The organism is Microcoleus sp. CAWBG27, from assembly GCF_020883145.1.
GTDB lineage: Bacteria > Cyanobacteriota > Cyanobacteriia > Cyanobacteriales > Microcoleaceae > Microcoleus.
This window is the reverse complement of sequence record NZ_JAHREU010000018.1, coordinates 22,518-35,368: the sequence shown is the minus strand read 5'-3', so window position 1 is coordinate 35,368 and position 12,851 is coordinate 22,518. Positions and strand designations below refer to the sequence as shown.

The 12,851-nt window shown below is 44.9% G+C and carries 10 protein-coding genes; 6 read left to right on the top strand and 4 right to left on the bottom strand.

Features of this window, described 5'->3' with window-relative positions; translation table 11 throughout:
* The first annotated feature begins 134 nt into the window (after positions 1 to 134).
* The 5 genes from QZ938_RS12855 (at position 135) to QZ938_RS12835 (ending at position 7,125) form a co-directional block, all read left to right on the top strand.
* Positions 135 to 479: a hypothetical protein gene (locus QZ938_RS12855; RefSeq protein WP_293365533.1), complete on the top strand. Its 345-nt coding sequence runs from the start codon at positions 135 to 137 to the stop codon at positions 477 to 479.
* The gene (locus tag QZ938_RS12850) at positions 418 to 1,662 is read left to right on the top strand and encodes a glycosyltransferase (protein ID WP_293351807.1); all 1,245 of its coding nucleotides are present in this window, start codon (positions 418 to 420) and stop codon (positions 1,660 to 1,662) included. Before QZ938_RS12855 ends, QZ938_RS12850 begins: the two co-directional genes overlap by 62 nt.
* On the top strand, positions 1,659 to 2,450 hold the full coding sequence (locus tag QZ938_RS12845; protein ID WP_293155687.1) for an ABC transporter permease: 792 nt from the start codon (positions 1,659 to 1,661) through the stop codon (positions 2,448 to 2,450). The genes QZ938_RS12850 and QZ938_RS12845 overlap by 4 nt, the downstream gene beginning before the upstream one ends.
* On the top strand, positions 2,451 to 4,523 hold the full coding sequence (locus tag QZ938_RS12840; RefSeq protein ID WP_293155690.1) for a Wzt carbohydrate-binding domain-containing protein: 2,073 nt from the start codon (positions 2,451 to 2,453) through the stop codon (positions 4,521 to 4,523).
* Between the two features lie 130 nt (positions 4,524 to 4,653).
* Entirely contained in the window at positions 4,654 to 7,125 is a 2,472-nt protein-coding gene (locus tag QZ938_RS12835; RefSeq protein ID WP_293351809.1) for a sulfotransferase, read from the top strand.
* A 591-nt stretch (positions 7,126 to 7,716) separates the two neighbouring features.
* On the opposite strand, the gene QZ938_RS12830 is transcribed toward QZ938_RS12835, so the two are convergent.
* Genes QZ938_RS12830 through QZ938_RS12820 form a run of 3 tightly spaced genes read right to left on the bottom strand, consistent with a single transcriptional unit; the run spans position 7,717 to position 9,633 of the window.
* A complete protein-coding gene (locus QZ938_RS12830) occupies positions 7,717 to 8,943 on the bottom strand; it encodes an NAD(P)/FAD-dependent oxidoreductase (protein WP_293351812.1) in 1,227 nt (408 codons plus the stop codon).
* Between the two features lie 7 nt (positions 8,944 to 8,950).
* Positions 8,951 to 9,319, bottom strand: coding sequence for an aspartyl protease (locus QZ938_RS12825; protein ID WP_293155699.1), 369 nt, complete (start codon positions 9,317 to 9,319; stop codon positions 8,951 to 8,953).
* A complete protein-coding gene (locus QZ938_RS12820; RefSeq protein WP_293155702.1) occupies positions 9,316 to 9,633 on the bottom strand; it encodes a hypothetical protein in 318 nt (105 codons plus the stop codon). The genes QZ938_RS12825 and QZ938_RS12820 overlap by 4 nt, the downstream gene beginning before the upstream one ends.
* Before the next feature lie 262 nt (positions 9,634 to 9,895).
* Here QZ938_RS12820 and QZ938_RS12815 point away from each other — a divergent pair, with 262 nt between their 5' ends.
* Entirely contained in the window at positions 9,896 to 10,663 is a 768-nt protein-coding gene (locus QZ938_RS12815) for a calcium-binding protein (protein WP_293155705.1), read from the top strand.
* 156 nt (positions 10,664 to 10,819) lie between these two features.
* On the opposite strand, the gene dxs is transcribed toward QZ938_RS12815, so the two are convergent.
* Complete coding sequence (gene dxs / locus QZ938_RS12810; RefSeq protein ID WP_293351814.1) at positions 10,820 to 12,727, bottom strand: 1-deoxy-D-xylulose-5-phosphate synthase; 1,908 nt, start codon at positions 12,725 to 12,727, stop codon at positions 10,820 to 10,822.
* Positions 12,728 to 12,851 lie beyond the last annotated feature (124 nt).

Genomic DNA, 12,851 nt, shown 5'->3' with positions numbered 1-12,851 from the left:
ACAGGATTATGAAGCAGAGCCTCCTAATCTCCGTTACCAGGCACAGCCTGGTAACGAGTAAATTCTTCCTTCTTCCTTCTTCTTACCAGAAAGAATTGGTTGAAATCCGGAACCGAGAGCGGGAGAAATTCAGATTGGACTATTCATTAATTCAATCCTCGAACTTAAGGATAGAGAGCGCTCTCTTTCGGTCAACTGTCAACTGTCAACTGTCAACTGTCAACTGTCAACTGTCAACTGTCAACTGTCAACTGTCAACTGTCAACTGTCAACTGTCAACTGTCAACTGTCACCTGTCAACTGTCAACTGTCAACTGTCAACTGTCAACTGTCAACTGTCAACTGTCAACTGTCAACTGTCAACTGTCAACTGTCAACTGTCAACTGTCAACTGTCAACTGTTTTTAGGAGCAATTTATGGGAATAAAACTACTGAAAATCGAGTTTTTAGAACCGATAAATCCGATTCGCGGACTTGAGAAATACGAAAAGATCCGCCTCTTGGTATTCTATCGGGGAGTGCCTCTAAAATGGGTGGAAATATTAAACGATCCTTGGCAGGCAATTATTTCGGCAGAGCGGGTGCGATCGACAATTGTGGCACAAATAGGCAAGGAATTGGCAAAAGTAATTCTCCCAGAGCATTTGGGCTTGGAAAGAAAGCCAAATTATCCGCTGCCCCCAATTAGCGTGGTTATCTGCACGCGCGATCGCACAGACTTACTTAAAGGCGCTCTGGAAGCAATCCTTGCTGTGGACTATCCCGAACGCGAAATCATCGTTATAGACAACGCTCCTTCCAACACCAGCACCGCTGAATTCGTGGCGCGATTACCTGTACGCTACGTCAAGGAAGAACGGCCAGGATTGGATTGGGCGCGCAATCGCGGTATCGCTGAAGCCAGCCACGAGATTGTTGTTTTTACAGACGACGACGTGCGACCGGATGTCGGTTGGCTGCGAGGAATGGCTGCGGGTTTTGCTGACCCGGAAATTATGGCAGTTAGCGGTTTAGTGGCGCCAGCGGAACTCGAAACAGAGGCTCAAATTCAATTTGAATTCGACTATGGGGGAATGCTGCAATACACCCACTGTTTTAAGGTTGATGGTAGGCAGCTTTCGGCGAAGGGCTTGCTGTGGTCGAGCGCTTACGGAGTCGGCGCCAATATGGGTTTCCGGCGTCAAGTGTTCGCGGAAGTTGGGAATTTTGACCCAGCTTTGGATGTGGGGACTCCGACTCGGGGGGCTGGGGATATCGAGATGTTTCACCGGATTTTGGCGAAGGGATACTCGACTTTCTACGAACCCAGAGCTTTAGTGTGGCACGTACACAGGCGCAGCGGCGAGGCTTTGAGCCGGCAGCTAAGGGATAACGGACGCGGTTTTGGGGCTTATTTGTTGACGTGCGATCGCAACCGTACAGTCAGCCGCCTGGAAATTTTGCGTTTTGCTTGGTCTGAGTGGATTAGCGGGTGGATGCTGAAGCGTTTGAGGCATCCGGGCTGGTTTCCTCGCAAATTGATCGTGAGCGAGTTGATGGGAGCTCTGCAAAGTCCTTTTGCTTACAGGGAAGCGCAGTTGCAAGCCCAGCGGTTGGCCGCTCTCCCCGAGGAGGAATTGCAGGAAGTTGAACAGCCGATAATCGTTGGAGGTTTACAGTGATCAAAGCGGTAAAACTGGTAAATCGGCGCAAAATTGCTCATTTTTTCGATTTGCTGCGGGAGTTGGTCGATCGCGACATGAAACTACTCTACAAGCGATCGACCCTGGGGATTGCTTGGACTTTGATCAACCCGCTGTTGCAGTTGGCGGTTTTTTCCTTTGTATTTCGATCGGTAATTCCGGTAAATATTCCGCAGTTTTCTTCCTTTGCATTCAGCGGTTTGTTAATTTGGACTTGGACTCAGACAGCACTGTTTCAAGCAACCGGACTAATTACGGGAAATCTGGCTCTAATCAGACAGCCAAATTTTCCGACAGCTATTTTGCCTGTAGTGACAACTACCACCGGATTGATTCACTTTCTGCTGGCGCTGCCGGTGCTAATTATCTTTTTGGCAATGGACGGAATTCAGCCAACTTCAGCGCTGCTTTCCCTGCCACTTTTGATGATTATTCAATTCATTTTGACTGTGAGTTTGGCCTATCCCCTAGCGGCCATTAACGTTACATTCCGCGACACCCAGCACACTTTGGGCGTGTTGTTGCAGATGCTTTTTTACCTAACTCCAATTTTCTACGACCTCAAAAGCGTACCCAAAGAATTTCAGCCTTTCTATCAGTTAAATCCGATGGTGCCGCTGATAGAAGCTTACCGGGCAATACTGCTCAAAGGTATCCAGCCGAACTGGCCAACCCTGCTAATTCTTAGCTTGGTTGTGGCTGCTCTTTTGCCGCTCGGACTAGGAATTTTTAGACGACAAAGCGATCGATTTGTGGAGGAATTGTAAATGCGTAACGCTATTGTAGTTAACGGTTTAGGTAAGCGTTTCAACCGCTACAGTGCCGATCGACCTCTGACAATTATGGAGGCTGCATTGTGGGGTTGGTGGCGGATGAAACCCCAGGCAAGTTTTTGGGCGCTGCGGGATGTCAGCTTTACAGTTGCGCCAGGGGAAATGCTGGGAATTCTCGGCAAAAATGGGGCGGGAAAATCCACGCTGCTGCAACTTGTTGGCGGTATCGGCCGCGCTGAGGAAGGCACGATTAAAGTTAACGGTAGAATTGGTGGTTTGTTAGATTTGGGTGCCGGTTTTCACTCGGATTTAACGGGCAGAGAAAATGTGTTTGTGGGCGCAGTGGTGGCCGGTTTGACTCGCCGGGAAGCGGCGCGCCGGTTTGACGAGATTGTTGAATTTGCGGAATTAGAACAGTTTATCGACAGCCCGCTGCGGACTTACAGCACGGGGATGCGAATGCGGTTGGCTTTTTCAGTGGCAATTCATACCAATCCGGAAGTCTTGTTAATTGATGAATATTTGTCGGTTGGAGACGTGGCTTTTCAAACTAAATGTTTGAAAAAGATAGATGAGTTTAAAAATCAAGGAGCAGCGATTGTTTTAATTTCTCACAGTGCGGCGCAAATTCAAAAAACTTGCGATCGGGGTATGTGGCTGCGGGATGGTAAAATCATGGCTTACGGAGAGACGGAAATCGTAGTCGGCCAGTATTTGTCGGAAATGCGATCGGAAACTGACAAGCGCACTCCCATGCGTCCTCCTCAAGTTACAAGTACGGGATCGGAATTGCGAGTTAATGAAAACCGTTTCGGTTCTTTGGACGTAGAAATTACGGATGTCAAAGTGTTGCCGGATGAAGAAATAGACAGCGGCGATACGATTACTATTGAAATTCATTATACGGTTCCGAAACCGATTGCTGCTGCTATTTTTGGGGTGACAATCAGTCGGGAAGACGGTCAAAGTTGTTTTGAGACTAATACTAATCAAATGGGGCGGTTGATACCGCTGGCGAAAGGTAAAGGCAAAATTCGGCTGCACGTAGACAGGCTGGATTTAGGAAACGGGCAGTATTACGTGAATCCTGGGGTTTACGAGAAGAATTGGGCCTACGCCTACGATTATCACTGGCACGTTTATCCGCTGTACGTGCGATCGACTGTACACCAAAAAACGATCCTTTGTCCGCCCTACCGCTGGGAATTTGACGGCAAAATGGAGGTGCTGGATTTGCCAGAAACAACTGACAAAGTTCACGCTTTGAACAAAAATAATCCCAGCTACGCCAAGATTTCCACTCAGTTGAAAAATAAGCAGTCACCTGACTTTTTAATTCTGGGCGCTCAAAAGTGCAGCACCGAAGCTTTATACGGCTATCTAGAAAATCACTTGCAAAATATCAAAGAAGGTGCTAAGCAAGTACACTTTTTTGAATTGAATTTCGAGCGCGGTGTTGAGTGGTACAGCAAGCAGTTGACGCGGAGTGTCGCAGGTGACAAAGTGCTGCTGTGGGAGATGACTCCTTACTATATTTACCATCCGTTGGTGGCCGAGCGGGTTTACAAGTGTTTCCCGGATGTTAAGCTGATTGTGATGCTCCGCAACCCGGTACAAAGAGCGTGGATGCACTATCATTTAGAAGTGGCGATCGGCTGTGAAAAGCTGGATTTTGAAAAGGCGATCGCATCTGAACCAGACAGACTCAAAGGTGAGATCGAAAAAATCAAAGCCGATGAAGGTTATTACAGTTTCAACCACCAGCATTATTCCTACTTGTCGCGGGGAATCTATGTCGAACAACTCAAGAATTGGCTCGATTATTTCCCCAGGGAACAGTTGCTAATTCTCAAAAGCGAAGATTTTCAAAAAAATCCGGGAGATGTGTTTTCTCAGGTGTTAGAATTCTTGGATATCAAGGCTAGTGCTGTCAAAGAATATCATGCTAATAGTGCTGAGGATTACAGCAATATGCCTGCGGAAATCGAACAAGAATTAACAAATTATTTTAAGCATTACAATCAGGAGCTTTCTGACTTGTTGAAGGAAGATTTTAGTTGGAGTTAGGAAAAAAGTTTTTAACCACAGAGGGCGCAGAGAGCGCAGAGAGGAAGATGAATCATACCTCTTCTTTCTCTTCCTCTGTGTCCTCTGCGCTCTCTGCGGTTCACTTAAAAAAAGATCGTAAAGTATAAAAATGAAACGAATATTTTTAGTAGGAGCTCCGAGAAGCGGTACGACAATTCTGCAAAGTTTATTAGCCGCCCATCCCGAAGTTATTTCTTTCCCTGAATCTAAGTTTTTTCACTATTTATTGTACGAGAAGTTTGTGGCAAAGTTGCCAAGTAGGATAGAAGCTTTTTTCAATGATGAGATTAATCGACCTGAATTTTTGCAAGGTTTTGATGACAGCCAAAGTGTGGAAGCTAAAGTTAGTTGGTTTGTGAGAGTTTTGGATGGTTTGGCTGCGGAAGAAAACAAAAGCATTTGGTTGGAAAAAACGCCGGAACACATATATTTTATTGAGGATATAGAGCGCTTTTTGCCGGATGTTAAGTTTATACATATTTTGCGAAATAGTATGGATTGCATCGCTTCTATGTATGAAGCCACTCGAAATTTTAACGAATTGTGGGGTAGTGGTTGGGATTTAGAACGCTGTATCGAGCGATGGAAATATGCAGTATTAACTAGCCATAAGTATCTGGATAAATCTAATCATATATTGGTTAGATATGAAGATTTTGTAGAAAACAAAAAATTAGTTTTAGAGGATATTTGTAATTTCATTGGAATTGAGTATGATGCTGAAATGCTGATTAATTATAAGGAAAAAGCAGCTAAGCTGAGTTTAAATTTACCTTGGCACCAAGGAATTGCCAGGGATATTCAAAGCACTAAGGTTCACAAATATCATCGAGTTTTTAAAGATAGTGAAATTAAAAATATTCTAACTCATATCGAGTGGGTAAATTCGAGAATTGCCTACAAGGTTACGGTGGAGGTGAGCGAATTAATTTCGGATATTAAGGTTCCACAAATATTCGATCGCCTGTGCTGTACAATCAAGTTAGCAGGTGTTGAACTCGAAGTTAGGGATTTGGAGCTTAATACTATACCAATCCTTTGGCTGCTCCTTCGACAATACAATAGCATGGCTGGGCTCTTATTTCTACGCAAGTCCCTTATTGAATTGCCCATCTGTGACGGGATTGTGACGGGTGCGGTGTTGGCAGATGCGATCGCAGCCCAGTTTGCTTGGCCAATACTTTCACGCTTCTTTCAACACAATCCAGAAACTCCCCAACTGGAATGGACGCTATTTTTACAAGAAATCTGGAATCGTCCGAATTGGGTTGAGGCTAATTTTTACAATCCCGAAACCGCCGATGAAGCAGTCACAATCACTCTCGATGGAGACTTGATTGCTGTGGAAGTTAGCGCAGAATTGCCTAACATCAAAGTTGAGCTTGCTGAAATTGACGTGCTGGTGACAGTAGGCGGTGTGGCGATCGCTATTGTAACTGTTACCGTGGAAAATAATTTTGTTTCTGCTCAAAAAGTGCGATCGACAATTACTCGACATATCGGTTTTGAGTTGTGCGTCGCCACCGTGCGAGAAGCTTTGTTAGGAAAACCGTTAGACAATCAGAAATCGCTGCGCGAGTACTTAACCTCTGCTGCCCAACAAAGGTCGAATCTACCCGACTGGTTGAATGCAAAGGGTTCTAGGGGCATTTACCCCCAAGATGCGATGATGTTTGGTAGGCGATACGGTGCCACAGGAACCAGTATCAGCCGTCGCGCCGCACTCCCTGCCCAGGCGCTGCGGGAATTAACGAAATCAGCAGCAATCGCAGGGGAAGTGATAATGCAAATTCCCCGAGAAAACGAGTTACCAAAGCAATTATTTTACGCACCCGAAATCATTTGGCAAAAATCGCCTCACCGAGAAGTTTCTCACTCAGTGAAACCTCAAATATTTGACATTGATAGCTTTACAGAAAAACTCTCGATTCTAGCCTACCGTCGCATTTCTCCCGATGCTATAAATGCAATTACTCCGCAGGTTTTTGAACAACAGTTGCAGTATCTGAAAGAAAATGGTTATTACAGTGCAACTTGGGAAGATTGGCAAAATGCAATACTAACTAAAACTCCTTTACCAGGTAAAGCTGTATTGATAACTTTTGACGGTGGCTATCTCGACTTTTCAACCTACGCTTTCCCTTTGCTAAAACGCCTTGACTTTACAGCCACTGTTTTTCTAGTAGCCGAGTCAATAGGAAAGACAAATAGTTGGGAAAAAGCCGAATTTGACCAAGTACAGTTAATGGAATGGCCGGAAATTAGACAATTGCGGGATGCAGGGATTGAATTTGGTTCCATGTCTGCCACTTATCAGCCTCTGACTTCATTGTCCCCCACAGAAATTGTGCGCGAAGCGGCGAAATCCCGCGCAACTTTGGAACGGGGATTAGGGAAAACTGTGAGAGTTTTTGCCTATCCCTACGGGAATGTCGATGAAATTGTAGCGCATTTAATCGGAGCAAGTGGGTATAGTTTCGGTGTATCATATAGATCGAGTACGAGCAATTTTTACGATTCTTTAATGTCGCTACCCCGCATTCAAGTAACAGCAGAAAATTTCTGGGAATTAGGTTTGTAGTGAGGACTTTAGTCCGCAAGAAAACTGAAGTCCTCACTACAAATAATAGAAAAATTGGTTCGTAGTGAGGACTTTAGTCCGCATTTATCAAGGACTAAAGTCCTCACTCAGAAAAATTGGTTCGTAGTGAGGACTTTAGTCCGCATTTATCAAGGACTAAAGTCCTCACTCAGAAAAATTGGTTCGTAGTGAGGACTTTAGTCCGCATTCATCAAGGACTAAAGTCCTCACTCAGAAAAATTGGTTCGTAGTGAGGACTTTAGTCCGCATTTATCAAGGACTAAAGTCCTCACTCAGAAAAATTGGTTCGTAGTGAGGACTTTAGTCCGCATTCATCAAGGACTAAAGTCCTCACTCAGAAAAATTGGTTCGTAGTGAGGACTTTAGTCCGCATTCATCAAGGACTGAAGTCCTCACTACGAACCTAATTTATGATTGAAAAATTGGTTCGTAGTGAGGACTTTAGTCCGCATTTATCAAGGACTAAAGTCCTCACTCAGAAAAATTGGTTCGTAGTGAGGACTTTAGTCCGCATTCATCAAGGACTAAAGTCCTCACTACGAACCTAATTTATGATTGTTTAGATAATTGCTAGAAACTTTTTCTCAGCCGCTGCATCAATCCCTGAAATTTACGTCGCAAATAACCGCCAAATCCTCTGGAAATCTTCTCAAACTTATAATCAAATAAAATATCCATCACATCTTTAGTTTTCATGTACTTCAAATAAGAAATCATTTTATCCGTCAATTCATCATTCACATCATCAATATACTTTCTCACCGCCAACCTTTCCGAAATATTCCATTTCCGATGGAATTTGCGGTGCATTTGGGTCTCATAATCCCGAAAATCTGAGCTTTTCCCATCCAAATATTTTTCAATGTATTTCCCAGCTATTTCGGCGCCATCCATCCCGTGTCTGATACCCTCACCGCCCAGAAAATTTACTGTCGAGACAGTATCGCCGATCGCAATTATGTTATCCTTCCAATAAATATCCCGCAAACCAGGACTGTATTTCAGCGTCGAACCGTGCTTGTCAATAATTTTATAATTTTCCGACTTCAAATATTCATCAATCAGCAAATCAATATACTGTTTCAGCGGTGACAAATGCTTAACCGTTTTGGCATCTAAAAAAATGCGTCCCGCACCAACTTTCAGTCTATTTTGTTCCATGGGAAATATCCAAGAATAACCTTTCGGCATCCATTTATCACCCAAAAAGAAGATTAAATCATTGGCATATTTATTGTAAACTTCCGGTTCAACTTCAATTAAATATTCGATTCCGGTTCCCGACAAAAAATCAGGCTTATCATTTTCTTTGTCGTACATAATCGCCCTAGCAAAGCCAGTAGCATCAACCAAGACTTTCGTGGTAACTTTGATAAGTTTACTGTCAGATAACTGTTTAAATTCTACTGTGGTTTCGCCGTTGGCTTGGGAATGTCCGGTGTAGCGACAACCAAGCCAAACTTCACCGCCAAATCGCTTAACTTCGTCGGCTAAAAATGCTCTAAATTTAGCAAAGTTGAGCACAACTCCCAAACTTTCGGGAGATTCCCAAGTTTGACTAACTTTGCTAGTTTCAATAGTCAGTTTGTGCCAAAAACTGCCGATAACTGATTCGGGTAAATCGAATTTAGAGAGGGTTTCTAAAGGTGTGGCGGCGCTGGAAAAGTCATTTTTATTAAAATTGTCGTTTTGTTCTGCAAGCAAGACTTTGCGGCCGGATTTGGCTAGAATTCTTGCACAGTGGCCTCCTGCTGGGCCGGCTCCTACTATTACTATATCAAAATTTTTTAAATTCATCTTACTTTTAATTCGCTTCCAATGTCAAAATACCCGCCGAAATATCAACTATTAAACGCCGATTTTTCAGCCACTGGCGGCCGATTAAAATTTCCGGTACTCCCGCACCCACATGAACGGGAATGTCAAACTCTTGACCTTCAATACGCACTTTTCCTGCATAAATATCGAAATCAAATTCTCCCTTAGCTGTTTGCATTGTTTCTTTGTCTACATAAGTCCAATCAAGCCCTTCTAAATCCTGAATATCCATTGCTAACCAGCCAGAAAAACCTGTATCTAGCAGAGCATCAACAGGTAATTCTAAGCCGTTATCGGCAATCAATGAAATTTCAAAAAACAGCTCGTCATTATCGCCAAATATTCCTTCCATCATATCGTGCCACAAACTCCGGTTTCATTAATCCGAAATACGTGCGGGATAGCATTGGGATGTTTCTGACGACACATTTTTCCAGCAGCTAACGAATCTTGTTCGATAAAATGTTCTCCGCTGTCGGGTTCAACCGCCATGTACCAGTTGTAGTGGGTTTTAATCAATTCTGGTTTGAGGCGATCGAATATGGGTTGACACCGCTGGCGAAATGCGGCTCTTTCGGCGTACCATTGGGCTATTTCTTCTGGAGAAAGTATGCGTTTTGCGTGCAATCTTTTCCGGGGTACTCTGCGAGTTGGGTTGAGATAAGTCATTGTTGATTCTCCCTTATCGTGAAACTTTCATTCAATCATATCATAAACTGGTTAACTGGTTCCTAGGCTCTGCCTGGGAACCAATGTCTAGAGGCTCTGCCTCGTTTTGGAAGTGGGGAAAATTCGAGGCAGAGCCTCTGGAGCTCCGTTACCAGGCTCTGCCTGGTAACGATTGATATCGCACGATCTCAGTCACTCTTGACGCTTCTTGGAGTTCGATGTTAGGGTGTGTTTCGTAAATTACATTTTTCGGATATCAATCGTGGCAAACACTTTGAACTTAACTAACAATTCTGATAATTTTACTATTAATCCTGGTTTGATGGCTCAGTTTCCTGGAGGTATTTTAGGCTTAGATGGCGATGATACGATCGTGGGTTCTATTGGGAATGATATCGCCAATGGCAATGTTGGTAAAGATATTTTATTTGGCAGAGATGGCAATGACAACTTGGAAGGCGGTAAAGGCGCAGATGATTTATATGGTGAAGGTGGCAGAGACACTTTGATTGGTGGTTCTGATGATGATTATCTTGCCGGTGGTGACGGAGATGATATTTTGTATGGTGGCAGAGGTGATGATTTATTGGATGGAGGTGCGGGTAACGATACTCTGAGTGGCGATCGAGGTTACACTTATTACAAAGGCGGAACGGGTAGTGATGTGTTTGTGCTGAGAACGGATGTTGTTGCAGAAGATCCCAGGCGTAACTCTAACCGTAGTTTTAGTGGTTCGGCATGGGATGGTATTCTAGACTTTGAAAGGTCGATCGATCGCATTGGCTTGACTGGCGGTTTAACTGAGGCAAATATTACACTTATTCCCTTTTCTTTCGCGCTATCGGATGTTATTTTCATTTCAGGGAGGTTTCCTCGAGAAGGCAAAATTTCAGCCGCCGATACAGATGTAGATAAAAACGGCCGTTATGACGGTACTACGATTCAAATTGCTGCCACAGGTCAAGTTTTAGCTAGAGTGCTGAGTGTGACACCATCTGACTTGCAGGGGCGTTTTGTTACACTCTCATAAAGTGGGCATTTCTTAACTCGTTTAACTGGTTCCTAGGCTCTGCCTGGGAACCAATGTCTAGAGGCTCTGCCTCGTTTTGGAAGTAGGGAAAATTCGAGGCAGAGCCTCCGGATCAGCGTTCCCAGGCAGAGCCTAGGAACGAGTGAACGAGTGAAATTAGACGCTAACTGGTGACTGTTTGCGGCTGAATGTTGCTAAAATACGATCGCACATTTGCGACGGATTTAATCCTAAGGTGGCAAAGGATTGTTCCGGCGTTGCATGATCCACCAATGTATCAGGTACACCCAAGCGCATCAATGGAACCAGGATATTGTTATCCATCAAAGCTTCGGCTACTGCTGAACCAAAACCACCCATTAAACAGCCTTCTTCCATCGTGACAACTTTGCCAATTCGCTGTGCCAAAGGCAAGATTAATTCAGTGTCTAAAGGCTTGACAAAACGTGCATTAATCACAGTTGCTTCAATGCCATGTTCGCTCAACATCTCGGCGGTTTGCATCGCCGGATAAACCATTGAACCGTAACCTAAGATTAGCACGTCATCGCCGTTGCGAAGGATTTCCGCTTTGCCGATCGGCAATTCTTCCCAACCTTCTTCCATCAGAGGCACGCCGTAACCGTTGCCACGGGGGTAACGCATGGCGATCGGGCCTGTCGTGTGGTTGATGCCAGTGACTACCATCCGCTGCAATTCTGCCTCATCTTTTGGCGCCATAATTGTCAGATTTGGCAAGCAGCGCAAGTAGGAAATGTCATACATTCCTTGGTGGGTTGGGCCGTCGGCGCCGACAATCCCGGCGCGATCCAAACAGAAGAACACTGGCAAGTTTTGGATGCAGACATCGTGAACTATTTGGTCGTATCCCCGCTGCAAAAATGTCGAGTAAATTGCGACAACCGGACGCATTCCTTCGCAGGCTAAACCTGCCGATAAAGTCACTGCGTGCTGTTCGGCAATCCCAACATCGATGTACTGTTTCGGTAGTTTTTCCTGAAGTTTGTCTAGGCAAGTTCCGGTTGCCATGGCAGCGGTGATGCCGACAATTTTGGGATTATTTTCTGCTAGCTTAACCAGAGCATGGGCAAATACTTTCGAGTAGGCTGGAGGCTTGGGTTTGGTGGAAGGAATGCCTTTGCCAGTGGCTAGATTAAACGGGTTTTGGGCGTGATATCCTACTTGGTCTTTTTCGGCGATCGCATATCCTTTACCCTTCACCGTCACCACGTGAACTAACACAGGGCCTTGGATAGTATGACCTTGTTTGAAAGTCGCAATTAACTCTTCCAAATTGTGTCCGTCTACCGGGCCCATGTAGGTAAAGCCCAATTCTTCAATTACGGCTCCAACTTTCGACACGGCTAACCGTTTCATACCTTCTTTCAGGCGTTCCATTTCTGGGGTAAAAGTTTCGCCAACAAAGGGAATTTGTTTGAATTGTTCCTCTAAGTTATCTTTGAGAAATTGCACCGGCTGCGAAAGTCGCATCTTGTTCAAATAGCGGGTAATTGCGCCGACATTGGGCGAGATTGACATCTCGTTGTCGTTGAGCACTACCATCACATTGGTTTTCGGCATATGGCCCGCGTGGTTGATCGCTTCTAGTGCCATGCCGCCAGTCAATGCGCCGTCGCCGATGACTGCTACAGTTTTAAAGTTTTCGCCCTTCAGGTCGCGCGCCATCGCCATCCCTAAGGCTGCGGAGATGCTTGTGGAAGCGTGACCGGCGCCGAAATGGTCAAATTTGCTCTCGCAGCGCTTGAGATAGCCTGCAACGCCGTCTTTTTGGCGCAGGGTGTGAAATTGGTTGTAGCGCCCGGTGATCAATTTGTGCGGATAAGCTTGATGGCCGACATCCCAGGTAACTTTGTCGCGATCGAGATCCAGGGTTTGGTAGAGTGCTAAGGTCAGTTCGACTACACCCAATCCTGGGCCGAGGTGTCCGCCGCTCGCTGCTACAGTTTCTAAATGCTTTTCTCGAATTTGTCGGGCAATTTGTTCGAGTTGATGAATCGACAGGCCGTGTAATTGGTTTGGATGAGTCAGTTCGCTGAGATGCATATTTTAAAATCCCGCTCCTAAGAATTAGGACGAATCCTTAACAGATAATAGTTTGAGCCTGCGGCGTTCGGTACGCGCAAACTTAGAATATTTTACCTGTTATTTGAGAAAAACTGTTAGGCGT

What these genes read in the sequence shown, in the direction of transcription:
- QZ938_RS12850 (WP_293351807.1), top strand. Translation starts at nt 418, where the DNA reads ATGGGAATAAAACTACTGAAAATCGAGTTTTTAGAACCGATAAATCCG.
- QZ938_RS12840 (WP_293155690.1), top strand. Translation starts at nt 2,451, where the DNA reads ATGCGTAACGCTATTGTAGTTAACGGTTTAGGTAAGCGTTTCAACCGC.
- QZ938_RS12835 (WP_293351809.1), top strand. Translation starts at nt 4,654, where the DNA reads ATGAAACGAATATTTTTAGTAGGAGCTCCGAGAAGCGGTACGACAATT.
- QZ938_RS12830 (WP_293351812.1), bottom strand. Translation starts at nt 8,943, where the DNA reads ATGAATTTAAAAAATTTTGATATAGTAATAGTAGGAGCCGGCCCAGCA.
- QZ938_RS12825 (WP_293155699.1), bottom strand. Translation starts at nt 9,319, where the DNA reads ATGATGGAAGGAATATTTGGCGATAATGACGAGCTGTTTTTTGAAATT.
- QZ938_RS12820 (WP_293155702.1), bottom strand. Translation starts at nt 9,633, where the DNA reads ATGACTTATCTCAACCCAACTCGCAGAGTACCCCGGAAAAGATTGCAC.
- dxs (WP_293351814.1), bottom strand. Translation starts at nt 12,727, where the DNA reads ATGCATCTCAGCGAACTGACTCATCCAAACCAATTACACGGCCTGTCG.